Raw genomic sequence first — 17,696 nt, forward strand, 5'->3', positions numbered from 1 at the left:
ATCCGTCTCCTGAGGGCCGCACCCGCGCTGACGTTCGAGAGGCGCGGCGCCTTCGTCCTTCGGCACGACTCGCCCGCGGCCTCCGCCGGGCGGTCGACCGCCCGGCAGGCGAGCCGACGAAGTCGGCGCTCGCCGGTGACTCGCGATTACAGCCTTCCCGGACGGACAATGAGGCCGGCCGTTCGGCCTGCCTCACGGCTACCAGTCCTCTGGCCCCAGCCCAGCCCAGCCCAGCTCAGCCCAGCTCGGCCCGGCCCGGCCCGGCCCGGCTCGGCCCGGCTCGGCCCGGCTCGGCTCGGCCCAGCTCAGCCCAGCTCGGCTCGGCCCAGCTCAGCCCAGCTCGGCTCGGCCCGGCTCGGCTCGGCTCAGCCCAGCCCAGCCCAGCCCAGCTCGGCTCGGCCCAGCCCAGCCCAGCCCAGCTCGGCTCGGCCCAGCCCAGCCCAGCTCGGCCCAGCCCAGCCCAGCCCAGCTCGGCCTGGCCCGGCCCGGCTCGGCTCAACCCGGCTGAGCCGACCCAGCTCGGCCAGCACCGCCTGCCCCGCACCGCCCGCGCCGCTGGAGCCGTACCGTCCTGCCCTACCGCCACTTGCTGCGGTGGCCTCCGCTTCACCTGCTGCGGCCGTCGCGGTCGCGGAAGGGCCGCCGTTCCGTTCTCCGTGCGCCCGCGGGCAAGCTGACCGGCGGACAACACGCCCAGCTGACCCTCGGCCTCGCGCTGGCACCGTTCCGCTGCCGCGCACCGTGACCACCACCGTGCACTTCGCCACGGCGCGGCCCCCGCCTAACACGACGGTCAGGCGCTGCCGCTGTGGGCGGCTCCCGCCTGCTTGGCGCGACCGCCGCGGTCGCGGCGACCGCGGCGGGCCGTTACCGCGAGGCTGCGGGGCGCCGTGTGCCAGCATCGGGCGCGACCACCACTCCCACCGGCTGCTGCCGCGGCAGCTATGGCCGCCACCTCTTGCCGCGGCAGCCACGCCCTCCACCTCATAGCGCAGCAACCACGCTTGCCGCCTGCCGCAGCGACATCTCGCTCTGCCCGGTGCCGCCGTGGCGTCTCGCTCCGCCCTGCGGCCTCGGCAGCGACCGCCTTACCGTGCACCATGCGTCGGCACCGGCCGCCGCGATCGCCGTCCCGGCACCCCGAGGCCACGGTCTCCCGCTTCGCGTCACAGTCGCGCGAGCGACTGTGACCGTTCATGTGCCGGTCCCCTCCGCCGCTGCTGTTTGCCGTGACCATCGCTGGGGCTCAATCACCCTGCCGCTGTGACCATCGCCGCGGCTGCAGTCACCCGCTGCCGTATGGGCTGCCGTTGCCGCAGCGGTAGGTCGCTGCGCGGCTGTCGTCGCCCCAGGATCGCCCTGCTTAGCCTCGCCCGTTGTGCTGTCGTGTCTGGACGCTCGACGTGGCTGGCCCACCAGTCGCACCCGCCAGACCGCGACCTCCCTGACCGGCTGCGCGCGACCGTCTCATCTGCCGCGGCTGCCGCCGTGCCCCGGCGCGTCACCCTGCCGCCACGTCGTCCCCTCGGGCTGGTTCTTCGCCAGCATGGCCGCTGCCGCCGTGGCTGCCGCTGCTGTGGTGGAGCGCGGCCTTCGCCGGCCTTGACCCGCCTGCCTTCACCACGGTGACTTGACTGTGTGGCTGTCGCATTGGCTGGGGCCTGCGGTCAGGCCACGCCGCCGCGTGGTTGCCGCCGCCGGGAGTGCAGTCAGCCGTCGCCGCTGCCCATCTCTATCGCCATGGCCGCACCCGATCGTGGCCGCAGCCGGCTTGCCTTTCCGGTCGCTCCGCTGCCCTGGCTGGTCGCTTGCGTGGCTGCGACCGTCGCGGACGTGTGCTGCCGCGCAGCGGCTGCGGTCATCCCGCCACCGTGCGATCCATCGCCCACCATTGCCGCCGCCGTGGTGAGTGTGCAGACTGTCGGCCTTCGACGGTCGCGGCTGCGCCCTGACTGATCGCGTGCTGCGGCGATCGCATCTGCTGTAGGCGCCGTGGTCGCCGCGCCACGGGCTGCCGTCCCGCCGCTGTGGTGTGCCTCGCCATCCACGGCCGCACTGCCGCCGTTGCGGCGACACGGCTGTCGCCGGCGTACCTCGCCAGTCGCGCCTCCGCTCTGGCGGCCGTGCGCCGCGACCGCGGGCCCCGTCGCCGCAGTCTTGCCGCGGCGGCCGCCACTCCGCTGCCGCGCCTCAGTGTGGCTCGTCACCGCCTCGCTGTCACTGCCCTTCCGTCGTTGCCTCGGCTCCCGCTCCGCCCCGCCGCGGCGCACCCCGCCGGGCCAGACCGCGCCCCGCCCCGCCGCACCCCGCCGCACCGCGCCCCGCCGCCCCGCCCCGCGCCGCACCGAGCCCCTGCCCCGCCGCCCCGCACTGCGTCCCGCCGCATCGCACCGCGCCTTGCCGCGCCCCGCCCTGCCGCCCCGCGCCCTGCCGCGGCAGGGCGCACGGCCACCGCCGCCACCGCTGCCGCCACCGCTGCCGCTGCGGGGGACGGCCGCTGGCCCGCGACCCGCTCGCCTCGCCCCGCCGCCGCTTTGGGGCGTCGGCTGCTGTGGCTGACAGGCCGCCGTGACTGTGGCCGTGTGCTGTCGTGGCTGGCTGGGCGACGTTGCCGATGCTGTCGTGGTCGGTCACTGTCGCGGCTCCTGCGGGCCGCGTGCTGCGCAGCCGCTATCCGTGGCTGGGCGCCTGCCGAGGCTGGCGTCGGAGCGCAGCGTCGGTTGCCGCGCTGCCGTGGCTGGTCGTCGTCACGGGGTGATCGTTGAGACGGTCACCGTCCTGTCCTCGGTCGCTTGGCGCCTTGCTGGGTGCGGTTGTGGCGCGGTGGTGGTGCGGGGCGAATTTCAGCCGTGATGTTTCACGTGGAACGCGCACCGGGGCCGGCGGTGGCGGGGTGGTGTTTCACGTGGAACGCGCCGCTGGGTGAGTGGAGTTGTCCACATCTGCGGTCTGTCGGCTCGTTTTCGCGTCGACATCAGGGACAATCGCTGGAGCGTCGTTTCACGTGAAACGCGCGGACTAGGAGTAGCCGGAGTGAGCTTGGAGCAGGCCGCGGGTGCGGTGCGGACCGCGGCGGAGCGAGTGTTCGGTGCTCACGTCGACCAAGCGGCTGGGTATGTCGAGCTCCTGGCGAGCCATGGGGTCGAGCGTGGGCTGATCGGTCCGCGGGAGGTCGAACGGCTTTGGGAACGGCACGTGCTCAACTCGGCGGTGATCGGCGAGCAGATGCCTGAGGGGGCTCGCGTTGTCGACGTCGGGTCGGGGGCGGGGCTTCCGGGTGTGCCGCTCGCGATCGCTCGGCCGGACCTCGATATCGTCTTGCTCGAACCTATGGCCCGCCGGGTGGACTGGCTGGCCGAGGTGGCCGAGAAGCTGGAACTCCCGATCACCATCGTCCGTGGACGCGCGGAGGAGCGGCCTGTGCGTGAGCAGCTCGGTGGCGCTGACATCGTCACCGCTCGCGCGGTTGCCCCGCTGGCCCGGCTTGCGGACTGGTGCTTGCCGCTGGTTCGTCCCGACGGCTTCCTGGTCGCTCTCAAGGGCGCCAGTGCGGCGGACGAGATCGAGCGGGACGGTGCTGCCATCAGGAAGGCGGGCGGCGCCGACCCGATGATCGTGGAGTGCGGTGTGGCAGTACTAGAGGTCCCCAGCACGGTCGTGAAGATCCGTCGCCAGTCGTCGAAGACGGCTCAGGCGCGGAGCAGGAAGCGCTAGCGCAGACAACGGGCCGCGGTGTTCCACGTGAAACGACGCGACTCGTCCATCGACCAGACGTCTATATGGAGGAGGTGTCGAGACCGGTGAATCCCCCGCCGTCCGACTCCACGGAGACCAGCCACGACGTGGGCTGGACGCCGATCGCCGAAGAAGCCACCCGCGCCGCTCGGCTGTTGCACCCGGATGGGTCGCTGCCGCGGCCCGGTCGTCGCCGCGTGATGACCGTGGCCAACCAGAAGGGCGGCGTCGGCAAAACCACCAGCACGGTCAACCTCGCCGCCGCGCTTGCCGTTCACGGGCTCAAGACCCTCGTCGTCGACCTCGACCCGCAGGGCAACGCGAGCACCGCGCTCGACGTCGACCACCGGTCCGGAACGCCCTCCATCTACGAAGTGCTCATCGGCGAGGTGACGCTCGCCGAGGCGGCGCAGCCGACCGAGCAGTCCCCCAACCTCTTCTGCGTCCCCGCCACGATCGACCTCGCCGGCGCCGAGATCGAGCTCGTCTCGATGGCGTCGCGCGAGTCGCGGCTCAAGGAGGCCATCTCTTCGGAGATCCTCGACGAGATCGGCGTCGACTACGTCTTCATCGACTGCCCGCCGTCGCTCGGCCTTCTGACGGTCAACGCGATGGTCGCCGCGCAGGAGGTGCTCATCCCGATCCAGTGCGAGTACTACGCGCTGGAAGGGCTCGGGCAGCTGCTGAGCAACATCGAGCTCGTGCAGCAGCACCTCAACCGCGAACTCCGCGTCACGACGATCCTGCTCACCATGTACGACGGCCGGACCAAGCTGGCCGACCAGGTGACGAACGAGGTGCGGAACCACTTCGGCGACACCGTCCTGAAGACCGTCATCCCCCGCAGCGTGAAGGTGTCGGAGGCGCCCGGGTACGGCCAGACCGTGCTCGCCTACGACCCCGGTTCGCGCGGGGCACTGAGCTACGTCGACGCGGCGAAGGAGATCGCCGAGCGAGGTGCACTCATGGAAAGGGGTAGTTCCACATGACCGAGCGCAGAGGAGGGCTGGGGCGCGGCCTCGCCGCCCTCATCCCCACCGGGCCCACCGGCGGCGCCCTCCCCGCGCCCAGTGACGGGTCGGCGGCGGACAAGAAGGCGGCCGACGAGAAGGGCTGGTTCGCGGCGAACGGCCAAGCGAAGCAGCACAGCGGCGAGGTCGCCGGAGCGGTCTACCGCGAGATCCCGGTCGGCTCGATCAAGCCCAACCCGAAGCAGCCGCGGCTGGCCTTCGACGAAGAGGCGCTCGCCGAACTCGAGCACTCGATCCGCGAGTTCGGGCTCATGCAGCCCATCGTGGTCCGCGAGCTCGGGAACGACGAGTACGAGCTCGTCATGGGCGAGCGGCGGCTCCGGGCGTCGCAGCAGGCGGAGCTCGAAGCGATCCCGGCGATCGTCCGGCAGACCGCCGACGAGTCGATGCTGCGCGACGCGCTCCTGGAGAACATCCACCGCGTCCAGCTGAACCCGCTCGAAGAGGCGGCGGCGTACCAGCAGCTGCTCGACGAGTTCGCGGTCACGCACGAGGAGCTGGCGAGCCGGATCGGCCGCAGCCGGCCGGTCATCACCAACACCATCCGGCTCCTCAAGCTCCCCCTGCCGGTGCAGCGCCGGGTCGCCGCGGGCGTCCTGTCCGCCGGGCACGCGCGTGCGTTGCTCTCGCTGGAGGACGCCGACAGCCAGGAAGAGCTCGCCGCGCGCATCATCGCGGAGGGTATGTCGGTCCGGGCGACCGAGGAAGCCGTCACGCTCAAGAAGAGCGAGAAGCCGGCCAAGCCGAAGCCCGCGCCGCGCAAGCCGATCCAGGCGCCCGGACTCCAGGATCTCGCCAACCGGCTTTCGGACCGGTTCGACACCCGCGTGAAGGTCGACCTCGGCCGGCGCAAGGGGCGGATCGTGCTCGAGTTCGGCTCGGTCGACGATCTCGAGCGCATCGTCTCGATCATCGATGCGAATGGGGCGAATCAGACACCGGAAACCGATTAGGGATCACCCCAGGGTGTTTCGTCACGGTGATGATTGCTCCACGCGGTTGCGGCGACCACGTCCGGTGATGATCGCTCGCGACACCAAAAGGCTGTGACAGTCGGGGCTCCGCCACCCGGAGCCCCCGCGAAAAAGGCCACCACGGAAAATCCGTAGTGGCCTTTCGCGTACGAGGAGTCAGCGGGAGATCGCGCGCCCGATCAGGTCGGCGAACACCGTGCCGAGCGACTTGCCCGCCGCGTCGATCGCCATCGGGACCGTCGACGTCTCGGTGAGCCCGGGTGACGGGTTCACCTCGAGGAAGTGGACCGTGCCGTCTTCGGCGACGATCGCGTCGGTCCGCGAGATGTCCCGCAGTCCGAGGACGCGGTGTGCGGCGACGGCGAGTTCGGCCGCCGCCTTGGCCGCGGCGTCGTCGAGGCGGGCCGGGGTGAAGAAGTCCGTCAGGCCGGCGGTGTAGCGGGCCGTGTAGTCGTAGACGCCGCTCTCCGGCACGATCTCGACGGCGGGCAGGGCCTCGGGACCGTTCTCGCCCTCGATGACCGTCACGGCCACCTCGACGCCGGCCACGAACCGCTCGGCGAGAACCGTGTCGCCGTAGGCGAAGCAGCCGACCATCGCCGCGGGCAGTTCCGCCGCTTCGCGCACCACCTGCGTGCCTAGCGCCGAGCCACCCTGGTCCGGCTTGAGGATCAGCGGCAGGCCGAGCTGTTCCACCATCGCGTCGAGCACCGCCTGGGCGCCGAGCTCGCGGAACGTGCTGTGCGGCAACACGACCCAGCCCGGCGTCACGAAGCCGGCGTTCTCGATGAGCGCCTTGGCCGTCGGCTTGTCCCACGCGCGGCGGCAGCCCTGGGAACCGGTGCCGACGAACGGCACGTCCAGCATTTCCAGCACCGTCTGCACCGAGCCGTTTTCGCCCTCACCGCCGTGCAGCGCGACGACCACGGCGTCCGGGCGCTGCGTGCGCAGGCGCTCCAGCAACCCCGCGTCGGTGTCCCACTCCTCGATCCCGAGGCCTTCGGACTTGAGCGCCGCGGAGAGCCGTCGCCCGGACCTCAGCGAGACGTCGCGTTCGTGCGAAAGCCCGCCGGCGAGCACGGCAACGGTACGGTCGACCACCGTGGAAACTCCTTAGCTGGTTAAAGAAAGACTCAGATCGTGTCGGGGGACGGGTTCGGCGGCCCCTGGATCTGGCGCGCGCTCACGTTACCGAAAGTGCGCGCGAGGTCCATTTCGGACTCCAGCACGGCGGCCAGCCGCCGGACGCCTTCCCGGATGCGCTCCGGTGTCGGGTAGCAGTAGGACAACCGCATCTGGCGGCTGCCGAAACCGTCGGCGTAGAAGCCGGTTCCGGACGCGTACGCCACCCGCGCGGTCACCGCGCGCGGCAGCATCGCCTTGGTGTCGACGCCCTCCGGCACCGTCACCCAGACGTAGAACCCGCCGTCCGGCTTCGTCCACGAGCAGCCCGGGGGCAGGTACTGGTCGAGCGCGGACAGGATCGCGTCACGCCGCTCGCGGTAGTTCTCGCGGAACTTCTTGATCTGGCCCTTCCAGTCGTGCGTGGCCAGGTAGCGCGACACGATCAGCTGGTTGAGGGTCGGCGGGCACAGCGTCGCCGACTCCGCGGCCAGCACGAGCTTTTCGCGGACGGCGTGCGGCGCCAGCACCCAGCCGACGCGCAGACCGGACGCGAACGTCTTCGAGAACGAGCCGAGGTACACGACGTTGTCCGGGTCCGTCGAGCGCAGCGCCGGGTAGGTCTGCCCGTCGAAACCGAGTAACCCGTACGGGTTGTCTTCGACGACCAGGACGCCGTGCTCGCGGCAGATCTCCAGGATCTCCGCGCGGCGCTCGACGGCCAGCGTGACGCCGGCGGGGTTGTGGAAGTTCGGGATCGTGTAGAGGAACTTGACGCGCCGGCCGGCCTTCTCCGTCTGGTTCAGCGCCTCGCGCAGCAGTTCCGGCACCAGGCCGTTTTCGTCCATCGCCACGTGCACGACCTGCGCTTGGTACGCGGCGAAGGAGCCCAGGGCACCGACGTAGGACGGGCCCTCGGCGATGACGACGTCACCCGGGTCGCAGAACAGCCGCGTGACCATGTCCAGGCCCATCTGGGAGCCGACGGTCACCACGACGTCGTCCGGGTGCGCCTTGATGCCCTCCAGTGCCATGATTTCGCAGATCTGCTCGCGCAGCGCCGGGACGCCGTGCGCCGAGCCGTACTGCAGGGCCACCAGGCCGTCTTCGGCGATGATCTCCGCCACCTGCGCCGAGAGCGTGTCGAGCGGGAGCGCGGCCAGGTTCGGCATGCCACCGGCGAGGGAAACCACCTCGGGCCGGCTGGCGACCGCGAACAGGGCCCGGATCTCGGAGGCGGTCATCCCGGCGGTGCGCGCGGCATACCGCTCGAGGTGCGGGTCGAGGTTCTGACGGCCGCTGTGCGGCTTGCTGGGGCGGTTCTCGGTCATCGACGATTCACCCGGGGGTCGGTGGACACGGTCCGCTCCCGCGCGGGAGCGGTAGATCCATCGAGTGTAACCGGGGCCTGTCGAGGACCCCTGACCTTTCGGTGCTTCTCACATCGGCCTACCATCGACCATGGCTCCCGGGTTCGTGCTGTGGTTCCGCGCGGCTTGACGGCGGAGGAGCCCACCGGGAGCGCAGGTCAGGGAGGTCGCGGGTGTCGCGTCGCGTCGTGGGCGTCACACTGGACAACCTCGAGCATCTGCCGAAGAGCTGTCGCAGGTGCGTGTACTGGGAGCTGGCTCCGCACCTGAAGAACCAGGCCGAGGAGTTCGGCGCCACCGAGGTCGAGAAGGAAGCCTGGGTTTCGAGCGTGCTGCTCGAGTGGGGCTCCTGCGGCCGCATCGTCTACAGCGACACGCTGCCGGTCGGGTTCGTGCTGTACGCCCCGCCGAACGCCGTCCCGCGCTCGCTGGCCTTCCCGACGTCCCCGCCGAGCGCGGACGCGGTGTTGCTGACGGCCTTCCAGATCCTCCCGGAGTTCCGCGGCGGCGGCCTCGGCCGGATGCTCGTCCAGGCGGTCGCGAAGGACCTCACCAAGCGCGGCGTCCGCGCCATCGAGGCGTTCGGCGACGCGCGTCCCGACGAGTCGGACCCGGACGGCGGCCACAGCTGCGTGCTGCCGTCGGCCTTCCTGCAGAGCGTCGGCTTCAAGACCGTCCGTCCCCACCAGAAGTGGCCGCGCCTGCGCCTCGAGCTGCGTTCGGCGATCACCTGGAAGGAAGACGTCGAGGCGGCGCTGGAGCGGCTGCTCGGCCAGGTCACGATCACCACGGCCGAGCCGATCCTCGGCCGCGCCTGACCTGCCGCAAACGTTTGCGCCGGAGCTCCGGCGCGCCTGGAACACGGATTCCGTCGCGTGTGCACAGCTGTGGAAGAAGTGCCGAGTTATCCACAGAGCCCTGATAGGCGCGGTGGAAAAGCTGTGGATGACTGCACCGAAACCTGGGGACGGCGCGTGCGCGTCCCCAGGTGTGGTGGAGCAGGTGAAGATGAGCCGCTAGGGGTTGTGGTCGCCCTACTCGGCCTTCGCGAGTTCGTGCGCGAGGACGTCCGCGAACGTGAACGTGCCCGTCGGCTGGTCGCCCTCGCCGAGCAGGTACAGGCGCTTGACGGCGATCAGGATGCCCTCGGCGACGATGTCGCGGAAGGCCGGGTCGCCCAGCTTGCGGCTGTCGTCCGGGTTCGTCAGGTAGCCGATCTCGACCCGGACGGCCGGGCAGCGGGTGCGGGTGAAGATGTCCCACGACTTGTAGTGCGTGCGGTTGTCCTGCAGGCCCGTACGGGCCGCGACCTCGCGCTGGATGAAGCCGGCCAGCAGCTCGCCCACGGTCGACGTCGTGCCGTTGCCGTTGCCGAAGTGGAAGCTCGCGACACCCTGCGCGCGCGGCGACGGGTTCTTGTCGCTGTGCAGCGAGAGGAACAGGTCGGCGCCCGCGTCGTTCGCGAACTTCGCGCGCTCCAGCTCGGTGGGGCTGTGGTTCGGGCCGCGGGAGATCAGCGCCTCCATGCCGGTGGCCTTCATCCGGCCTTCCAGGCGGCGCGCGAGGTCCCACGCGATGTCGGCCTCGCGGAGCCCGCCGGCGACCACGCCGAGGTCGTCGCCGCCGTGGCCGGGGTCGATCACGATGCGCTTGCCGCGCAGCCGGGGACCGGCCTGGCGCACCTGCTCCTGCTCGCGCAGGAACACGGGGCGGCCGCCCCGGGCCCGCGGCGAGGACAGGCGGTGCAGCTCTCGGATGGTCGCGGGGCCGCACATGCCGTCCGGCGTCAGGCGCATGTCGCGCTGGAACGTCTTGAGGGCGCGCTCGGTCGCCGCGCCGAAGTAGCCGTCCGGGCGGCCGGCGTCGAAGCCGAGTTCGGTCAGCCGCTCCTGCAGCGTGAAGACGTCGTCACCCTGGATCGGGGCCGCGATCGTGTACGACAGCAGCCGGCTGCCCAGGTGGTAGCTGGCGCCCTTGAGCGCCTGGAAGGTGGCCTGACCCACGATGCCGTCGGTCATCAGCCCACGGCTCTGCTGGAAGGCCCGTACGGCGTTCTCGACGGCGACATCGAACGTGTCGTAGGCGTCGGTACCGGTGACCGGCGGGAGCAGGTCCATCCCGGCCAGGATCGACCTGATCTCGGCGACGTCCGGACCGGCGTCACCGCGGCGGAGTACCCGCATGCACTCCTCGCTCTTCCTCAGGCACCGATTGGGGGTTCGGTGCGTGGCAAAACTTCGGGGAAAACCATCACTGGGACGGGCCCAGGTCCTCTATTGTGCCTTGCGAACTCTCGGTGACACCGCAGGCCCGGTCGGTTCGTCAAGAGCCCGTTCGTGGCGTCCCGGTGGTGGCCCTCGTCACCCAGGATTCACCCACACCGGTGAGATTCCCCCGAACGACGAGAACCCGGAGCCCACGGGAGGGTTCCCGCAGGCCCCGGGTTCGCCGGGCTTGTTCGGTTCAGAGAACGTCGGCGAGGTCCGACAGCAGCGCGGCCTTCGGCTTGGCGCCCACGATCTGCTTCACCGGCTTGCCGCCCTGGAACAGGATCAGCGTCGGGATGGACATCACCTGGTAGTCACGCGGCGTGTTCGGGTTCTCGTCGATGTCGATCTTGGCGATGGTCAGCTTCTCGCCGTTCTCCGCCGCGATCTCCTCGAGCACCGGGGCGACCATCTTGCACGGCCCGCACCAGGTGGCCCAGAAGTCGACCAGAACGGGCTTCTCGCTGGTCAGGACCTCGTCGACGAACGTCGCGTCGGTCACCTTCACGGTGTTGGACATGGTTTCTCCTTCAGGTGGGTGTTACGCCGAAAAGTCAGTTGGTGCCCGCGCCGTAGCCGCCGCCGACCAGCTCGGCCGCCTCGTGCGCATCCGAATCGCCGTGCTCCGCGAGCCAGCGTTCCGCGTCGATCGCCGCGCTGCAGCCGGAGCCGGACGCGGTGATCGCCTGCCGGTAGGTGCGGTCCACCAGGTCGCCAGCGGCGAAGACGCCGTCCAGGTTCGTGTAGGAGCTGCGGCCCTGCGTGATGACGTAGCCGTCCTCGTCCAGGTCGACCTGCCCGCGCACCAGCGCGCTGCGGGGGTCGTGCCCGATCGCGACGAAGAAGCCCGACACGTCCAGGGTCGACTCGGAGCCGTCCTGGGTGTCCTTCAGCTTCAGGCCCTCGACCTTGTTGTCCCCGACGACGCCGGTGATCTGCGAGTTCAGCTTCCACTTGATCTTCTCGTTCGCGCGGGCGCGCTCGAGCATGATCTTCGACGCGCGGAACTCCTCACGCCGGTGCACCACGGTGACGGACTTCGCGAACTTCGTCAGGAAGGTCGCTTCCTCCATCGCCGAGTCGCCGCCGCCGGCGACCACGATGTCGTGGTCGCGGAAGAAGAAACCGTCACAGGTCGCACAGGCCGACACCCCGCGCCCGAGCAGCTCCTGCTCACCGGGCACGTTGAGGTACCGCGCCGCGGCACCCATCGCGAGGACGACCGCGCGGGCGGCGTAGCGCTTGCCGTTCGCGGTCACGTACTTGACCTCGCCGGTCAGCTCGACCGACTCGACGTCCTCCGCGCGCAGCTCGGCGCCGAAGCGCTCGGCCTGCTTGCGCATCTCCTCCATCAGGTCCGGACCCATGATGCCGTCGCGGAAACCGGGGAAGTTCTCGACCTCGGTCGTCGTCATCAGCGCGCCACCGAACTGCGTCCCCTCGAACACCAGCGGTTCGAGTTGCGCCCGCGCCGCGTAAACGGCAGCGGTGTATCCGGCAGGACCCGATCCGACGATGATCAGGTTCCTGATGTCTTCGGCAGCCACCCGTGACCTCCGCTCGTAGTGACCCGTGTACCAGGCTCAACACGATCGTAGGTGGCCATGTTCCCAGTGGTGACAGCCGCTACTTCTCCCCGACTACCTTGTCGAACAGGACGGCCGGATTTCCCGGTCCGCAGTCCGCGCCGAAGGCGACCAAGCGGAACTGGGCCAGCTTGCCCGTGGTCAGGATGATCAGCACCCCGGCCTTGCCGCCGACGTTCACCGGGCGGATGCCTTCGGGCCGCACCTTGGGGTCCAGTCCGGCGGCTTCGACGCAGGCGTCGAGCCGGTCCTCGGTGCCCAGCGGGCCGAAGTCGCGGACGCCGACCGCCTTGCCGACCAGGGCCTGGGCGCCGCTGCCGTCGGCGCCGACCGTCGGGCCGGACGGTGCCGGGGCCGCGACGTTCGGGGTGCCGCTCTGCTGGGACGTGCTCGGGATCGCGACCGTCACCGCGACGACCGCCGCGGCGGCCGCGGTCAGGACGCCGGCGGCCCAGCCGAGCCGCTTGTTCCGGCGCCGCCGGGCGGCCGCGAGGTCCACCACTTGGGCGTCCCCGGCCCCGGTCTGCTCCGGTGCCGGCGCGGTCCGCTGCTTCGGAAAGGTGGCGGCCACTTCCGCGGCCAGGGCCGCGTCGAGCCGTGCCGCGAACTCCGCCGGCATCGGCGGCGCGGGTGCCTCGGCGAGCGAGGCCAGGTCGGCCTGCGTCGCGTCGAGGGCGTCCAGGATCGCGCGGGCCTCCGGGTCGGCGTTGACGACCGGCCACAGCTGCGCGGCCCGGTCGTCGTCCAGCACGCCGGCGTGGAGATCGGCGAGCACGTCGACAGACCAGGGCGGACCGACGGTCCCCCCGATCCCCCGGCTTTCGTCCGTCATCGTCCCTCCCCGCTACCCGGCTGGCGCCCGGCCCGTTTGCTTTCGTGAGTTGGGACGTTCGCAATCGCATCGGGGTTCCGCAGGTGTCCGAGAACCTTCGCGAGTTTTCCGCGCCCCCGGGCACATCGGCTCTTCACCGTGCCCTCGGCGATGCCGAGCATCTTCGCCGTCTCGGCCACGGAATAGCCCTCGACGTCGACGAGCAGGATGGGCGCGCGCTGGTCTTCCGGCAGCTGGGCGAGCGCTTCGCGCACCAGCAAGCTGGTCTCGCGCTCGGCCATCGAATCGCGCGGGGTGGCCGGCTCGTTGAAGCCGGTTTCCGGCAGCGGGACGGTCGGGCGGGCTTGGCGGCGGCGGATCCGGTCGAGGCAGGCGTTCACCACGATCCGGTGCAGCCACGTCGTGACCTGCGACTCGGCGCGGAACTTGCCGGCGGCCCGGAACGCCGAGATGAACGCGTCCTGCAACGCGTCGGCGGCTTCCTCCGGGTCGCGGACCGTGCGCAGGGCGACCGCCCACATGCGGTCGCGATGTCGCTGGACGAGTTCGCTGAACGCATGAGGGTCCCCCGCGGCGTGAGCCGCTATCAGATCCGCATCCGTGGGAGCTGCAGCTGTCACCCGCGAGAGCCTACTGACCCTGTCGGGTGCGTCACCCCGCAGGCAGGAAGGACAGGTCCGCGATCTGGGTCAGGAACTGGCCGTCCTGGCCGCCCAGCTGGGTGATCCAGACGATGAAGTACTCACCCTGGGTGGGCTGAGCCAGCGGGATCGTCGTGTCGCCGTCCTGCAGGTCGCCGTTGCCGACCACCTTCGTGTCGGCCAGGTCCGGGTTCTTCTCGGTCGCCGAGCGGATCTCGACCTTGGTGCCCGCGGTGCCCCCGGAGACCTTGACCTGGCTCAGGTTGATCGGGTCCTTGAAGGTGACGACCAGCCCGACGCCCGACTTGATGACGGGGAACTGCTGCTTGTACTTCTCGGTCCGCCAGGCCGTCTCGGGCTTGCCGTCGGTCGCGTACCGCGCCCGGGCGGTGTTGTCGCCCTTGCCGTCCGGGTTGTAGACGGCGATCGCCTGCGGGGCCACCGCGGCACCGACCGTCGGCGACGGCGGGGGCGCGGGCTGGCTCGACGCCGGCGGCTGCCCGGCCGGCTGGCTCGACGCGGGCGGCGCCGCGACGTTGATCGTCGGCCCGGTCGCCTTCGAGTCGCCCTGGAAGACGTTGATCAGCATCAGCCCGCCCCAGGCGAGGATGACGACCGTGGCGACCACCAGCACGGTGACGCCGAGCGCGAGCTTGCGCCGCCGGGCGACGTCCTTGACCGGCTTCTTCGTGGTCCAGACGGTGCCCTCGGTCTCGGCGGCCGGGTCACCGCCGACGGCCTTGATCAGCTGGGTGCGCTCTTCCTCCTCGGCCACCTGCTCGAGCATGCGGAGGATGGCCGCGCTGGTGCGGATGCCGCCGTTGCCGCCGTCCTCGATCGTGCGGACGGCCAGCGACGACAGGTCGGCGGGCACGGTCGGGATGAGCTGGCGCGGGGGGACGATCCGGCCCTGCGGGTTCAGCGGCGCCGCCGGGATGGCGGGCGGGCCGCCGGGCAGCGCCCAGCGGCCGGTGAGCAGCAGGTACAGCACCGCGCCGAGCGCCTTGACGTCGTCGCGCAGCGTCGCCTCCGGCAGCGGGCCGGGGAACGCGAGCTTCAGCGCGCCGTTCGGCGTCAGCCGGAGCCGCTGGGGGTGGTCGAGGCCGAGGACCAGCCCGTTCTGGTGGGCCTGCTCGACCGCTTCGGCCAGCGCCTGCACCATCCGGGCCGCCGCACCGGGCGCCACCGGGCGCTGCGCGACGAGGTCGACCAGATCGCTGCCCTTGGTCCATTCCGCGACGACGACGCCGAGCAGGCCCTCGCTCGACGTGATGCCGCTGCCGAGCGCGAGCACGTCGAGCACGCGGGCGACGCCGCCGTGGCCGAACTTCGACGCGTGCGTCGCGCGTTCGAGGGTGCGCCGCGCGAGCCGCGCGGCTTCCGGGTCCGCCGGGTCGCCGACCAGCAGGGTCAGCGCGACGTCCCGCTTCAGCTGGCCGTCCCGCGCGCGCCACAGGTGCGCGTCACCCCGCTCGTCCACGCCGAACTGTGCGAGGAGGCGGTAGCGGCCGTCGCCGACCACACGTCCGGGGGCCAGCGATCCGACCTGGGCCTTGCCCACGTGGTTCGCACCCCCTGCCTGTTCGCTGCGCCTCGTATCCACCCGCACTCTCCCGTTAGCTCCCCGCGTCGAGGGTACCCAGAATACGACGCGGGAGTCGTAGGCAGCCGTACCGGAATCGTTACCCCCGCTTGATCAACCGGGTGAACCTGCTCGTGGCCGGCTGCAGCTCCTCCACCTTGAGCGCCATCAGGACGCCGAACGAGACCACGATGCCGACGACGCTTTGCAGCAGAAGCTTCACCCAGGCCCCGAAAGTCGGCCCGAACGAGTCCGGGACGACCTTGCCCACGACCCACGCCGCGGCCACCCCGAGCCCGCTCGCCACGACCGTGAACAGGATCACGCCGATGATGCGCTTGCTCCGCAGGTTGCCCAGCGTCACCCAGAGCCACACCTGGCCGAGGATCGCGCCGACGACGAACGTCAGCGCGTTGACCATCATGACGCCCAGCACGACGTTGTCCGGCGTCAGCAGCACCGGGCACAGGTACAGCAGCGGCACCTTGACCAGCGTCATCACGATCATGATCAGCGTCGGCGTCCGCGCGTCCTTCATCGCGTAGAACACCCGCATCTGGAGCATGACCAACGCGTACGGCAGCAGCGCGAACGCCGAGATGGCCAGCGCGTCGCCGAGCCGCTCGGCGGTCTCGACCGTGCCCTTGCCGAACGTGAACAGCGCGATGCCGATCGAGCCGCCGACCACGGTCATCACCGCGGAGATCGGCACGAGCATCACCGTCGAGATCCGCGACGCGTAGGACAGGTCGCCGATCAGCTTCTTGTGGTCGCCGTCGGCGGCCGCGCGGCTCATCCGCGGCATGATCGCCGTCAGCAGCGAGACGCCGATGACGCCGTACGGCAGCTGGAAGAGCAGCCACGCGTTGCTGTACGCCGTCACACCGCCGGGAGAACCGCTGGTCAGGACGCGGGTGTTGATCGTGTAGCCGATCTGGCTGACCGCGACGTAGCCGAGGATCCAGAGCGCGAGACCGCCGAACTCCTTCATCTGCTTGTCGAAGCCCCAGCGCCACTTGAACCGGAACCCCGACCGCAGCAGCGGCGGGACCAGCAGGATCGCCTGGGCGACGATGCCGGCGGTGACGCCGATGCCCAGCGTCAGCACCTTCGGGTCGGTGAGCGACGGGTGCGCGGTGTCGATGTCGCCCGGCATGACCCAGACGACCATGATCGTGAAGATGACCACCAGGTTGTTGATCACCGGTGCCCAGGCCGTCGGCCCGAAGATCTGCTTGGCGTTCAGCACCGCCGAGAGCAGCGCGAACACGCCGTAGAAGAAGATCTCCGGCAGCAGCAGGTAGGCGAACGCCGTGGTCAGCCCGGAGCTGGCCTTGCCGGAACCGTCGACGTAGAGGCTCGTGAACGCCGGCGCCGCGACGACCGCGACCGCCGTGCCGACCAGCAGCAGCGAGAACGCGACCGTGATCAGCCGCTGGGTGTAGGCCGCGCCGCCGTCGGGCTCGTCCTGCGCGCGCACCAGCAGCGGCACCACCACGCTGGCGAGCACGCCACCCATCAGCAGCTCGAAGATGATGTTCGGCATCGTGTTCGCGACGTTGAACGAGTCGTTCGCGATGCCCTGGCCGATCGCGCCGACCAGCAGCAGCTTCCACAGGAAGCCGGTGATCCGGCTGATCAGCGACGCGATGGCCATCCGGCCGGACGCCTTCGCGAGCGACGGCGCCTTCGCCGGGGCCGCGGCCTCCGTGCCGGGTTCGACCGGCTTGACGAGCGGCGTCTTGATCGCCGGCATGACCTGGGTGGCCAGGGCGTCGTAGGGCCGCATGACGTCGGGGTCGGCGACCGGCCAGCGGGAGGCCATCGGGACGCCGGCGGTGCGCGGGATGAACCGCGTCGCCTCCGGGTCGACGGGCCGCTGGGCCTCCTCCTGCCACGGCCGGACCGGCGCCGGACGGCGGGGCGCGCGGCCGCGCGGCGGCACCGGGATGCCCGGGGGCGGGGTGCCCATGGCCGGGTTGCCCGCGGCCGGCGTGCCTGGCGGCGGGGTCGCCGGCGGTACGGCGACCGGCGGCGTCACCGGCGGGGCCGGCTGCGGCAGCCGCCCCTGGTGCGACGGCGGGCCCTGCGGTGGCGGCGGGCCCGGCGGGTTCTGCGGCGGTAGCGGCGGCACCGGCTGGACGCGGGTGGGCGCCGGACCGGCGGCGGCGCGCGGCGGTTGCCCACCACGCGGCGGCTGGGGCGGTGGCCCCTGCGGGGGCGGGCCCTGCGGCGGCGGGACGCGGCGCGGCGGCCGGTCGTCCCGCGGCGGGTGGTCGTCGCGCGGCGGACGCTCGCGGACCGGGCGCTCGTCGTGGACCGGCCGGTCGTCCCGTGGCGGGCGCTGGCGGTCGTCCTGGACCGGCGGCTTGCCGCGGGCCGGGCGCCCCTCGCGCGGTTCCTCGCGCAGGGCGCGGTCGTCCCGGGGCGGACGGCCGTCGCGTGGTTCGTCACGCGGCGGGCGGCCTTCGCGGACCGGCCGGTCGTCGCGCGGCGGACGCCCCTCGCGGACCGGCTGGTCCTCGCGGGGCATCTGGCGGGTCTGGCCGTTGCGGG

General features: G+C 71.5%; 14 protein-coding genes. 4 read left to right on the forward strand and 10 right to left on the reverse strand.

Going from position 1 to position 17,696, the window contains the following annotated elements; genetic code table 11:
* Positions 1 to 235: 235 nt before the first annotated feature.
* On the reverse strand, positions 236 to 499 hold the full coding sequence (locus OG570_RS11200) for a hypothetical protein (protein WP_326956452.1): 264 nt from the start codon (positions 497 to 499) through the stop codon (positions 236 to 238).
* A 2,534-nt stretch (positions 500 to 3,033) separates the two neighbouring features.
* Between OG570_RS11200 and rsmG the strand changes: the two genes are divergently transcribed.
* From rsmG to OG570_RS11215, 3 genes are all read left to right on the forward strand, one after another.
* On the forward strand, positions 3,034 to 3,714 hold the full coding sequence (gene rsmG, locus OG570_RS11205; RefSeq protein ID WP_247059638.1) for a 16S rRNA (guanine(527)-N(7))-methyltransferase RsmG: 681 nt from the start codon (positions 3,034 to 3,036) through the stop codon (positions 3,712 to 3,714).
* An 86-nt stretch (positions 3,715 to 3,800) separates the two neighbouring features.
* Positions 3,801 to 4,724 carry a ParA family protein gene (locus OG570_RS11210; RefSeq protein ID WP_442788264.1) on the forward strand — a complete coding sequence of 308 codons (924 nt, stop codon included), beginning with the start codon at positions 3,801 to 3,803 and terminating at the stop codon, positions 4,722 to 4,724.
* Entirely contained in the window at positions 4,721 to 5,719 is a 999-nt protein-coding gene (locus OG570_RS11215) for a ParB/RepB/Spo0J family partition protein (protein WP_326945424.1), read from the forward strand. The genes OG570_RS11210 and OG570_RS11215 overlap by 4 nt, the downstream gene beginning before the upstream one ends.
* Before the next feature lie 177 nt (positions 5,720 to 5,896).
* Here OG570_RS11215 and OG570_RS11220 read toward each other — a convergent pair whose 3' ends face one another.
* Positions 5,897 to 6,841 carry a D-alanine--D-alanine ligase family protein gene (locus tag OG570_RS11220; protein WP_247059635.1) on the reverse strand — a complete coding sequence of 315 codons (945 nt, stop codon included), beginning with the start codon at positions 6,839 to 6,841 and terminating at the stop codon, positions 5,897 to 5,899.
* Between the two features lie 32 nt (positions 6,842 to 6,873).
* Complete coding sequence (locus tag OG570_RS11225) at positions 6,874 to 8,193, reverse strand: aminotransferase-like domain-containing protein (RefSeq protein ID WP_326956453.1); 1,320 nt, start codon at positions 8,191 to 8,193, stop codon at positions 6,874 to 6,876.
* A 212-nt stretch (positions 8,194 to 8,405) separates the two neighbouring features.
* Between OG570_RS11225 and OG570_RS11230 the strand changes: the two genes are divergently transcribed.
* The gene (locus OG570_RS11230; RefSeq protein ID WP_326945422.1) at positions 8,406 to 9,050 is read left to right on the forward strand and encodes a GNAT family N-acetyltransferase; all 645 of its coding nucleotides are present in this window, start codon (positions 8,406 to 8,408) and stop codon (positions 9,048 to 9,050) included.
* 216 nt (positions 9,051 to 9,266) lie between these two features.
* Here the strand turns inward: OG570_RS11230 and OG570_RS11235 are convergent, their stop codons facing one another.
* From OG570_RS11235 to murJ, 7 genes are all read right to left on the reverse strand, one after another.
* Entirely contained in the window at positions 9,267 to 10,415 is a 1,149-nt protein-coding gene (locus tag OG570_RS11235) for an N-acetylmuramoyl-L-alanine amidase (RefSeq protein WP_247059629.1), read from the reverse strand.
* Positions 10,416 to 10,695: 280 nt separating this feature from the next.
* Positions 10,696 to 11,019, reverse strand: a complete 324-nt coding sequence (trxA, locus tag OG570_RS11240) for a thioredoxin (RefSeq protein WP_020642536.1) — start codon at positions 11,017 to 11,019, stop codon at positions 10,696 to 10,698.
* 34 nt (positions 11,020 to 11,053) lie between these two features.
* Positions 11,054 to 12,046 carry a thioredoxin-disulfide reductase gene (gene trxB, locus OG570_RS11245; protein ID WP_247059627.1) on the reverse strand — a complete coding sequence of 331 codons (993 nt, stop codon included), beginning with the start codon at positions 12,044 to 12,046 and terminating at the stop codon, positions 11,054 to 11,056.
* Positions 12,047 to 12,125: 79 nt separating this feature from the next.
* Positions 12,126 to 12,917: a hypothetical protein gene (locus OG570_RS11250; protein WP_326956454.1), complete on the reverse strand. Its 792-nt coding sequence runs from the start codon at positions 12,915 to 12,917 to the stop codon at positions 12,126 to 12,128.
* Positions 12,914 to 13,537, reverse strand: coding sequence for an RNA polymerase sigma factor SigM (gene sigM, locus OG570_RS11255; protein WP_247059624.1), 624 nt, complete (start codon positions 13,535 to 13,537; stop codon positions 12,914 to 12,916). Before sigM ends, OG570_RS11250 begins: the two co-directional genes overlap by 4 nt.
* A 31-nt stretch (positions 13,538 to 13,568) precedes the next feature.
* Positions 13,569 to 15,161, reverse strand: a complete 1,593-nt coding sequence (locus OG570_RS11260; RefSeq protein ID WP_442788265.1) for a protein kinase family protein — start codon at positions 15,159 to 15,161, stop codon at positions 13,569 to 13,571.
* A gap of 79 nt (positions 15,162 to 15,240) precedes the next feature.
* Complete coding sequence (gene murJ, locus OG570_RS11265; protein WP_326951721.1) at positions 15,241 to 17,112, reverse strand: murein biosynthesis integral membrane protein MurJ; 1,872 nt, start codon at positions 17,110 to 17,112, stop codon at positions 15,241 to 15,243.
* Positions 17,113 to 17,696 lie beyond the last annotated feature (584 nt).

Origin of the sequence: Amycolatopsis sp. NBC_01286 (genome assembly GCF_035982555.1) — a bacterium.
In the GTDB taxonomy this organism is placed as follows: domain Bacteria; phylum Actinomycetota; class Actinomycetes; order Mycobacteriales; family Pseudonocardiaceae; genus Amycolatopsis.

Excerpts from the sequence above, each read along its gene's own strand:
- OG570_RS11215 (WP_326945424.1), top strand. The coding sequence starts at position 4,721 with ATGACCGAGCGCAGAGGAGGGCTGGGGCGCGGCCTCGCCGCCCTCATC.
- OG570_RS11225 (WP_326956453.1), bottom strand. The coding sequence starts at position 8,193 with ATGACCGAGAACCGCCCCAGCAAGCCGCACAGCGGCCGTCAGAACCTC.
- OG570_RS11235 (WP_247059629.1), bottom strand. The coding sequence starts at position 10,415 with ATGCGGGTACTCCGCCGCGGTGACGCCGGTCCGGACGTCGCCGAGATC.
- trxA (WP_020642536.1), bottom strand. The coding sequence starts at position 11,019 with ATGTCCAACACCGTGAAGGTGACCGACGCGACGTTCGTCGACGAGGTC.
- OG570_RS11250 (WP_326956454.1), bottom strand. The coding sequence starts at position 12,917 with ATGACGGACGAAAGCCGGGGGATCGGGGGGACCGTCGGTCCGCCCTGG.
- murJ (WP_326951721.1), bottom strand. The coding sequence starts at position 17,112 with ATGGGCACCCCGCCCCCGGGCATCCCGGTGCCGCCGCGCGGCCGCGCG.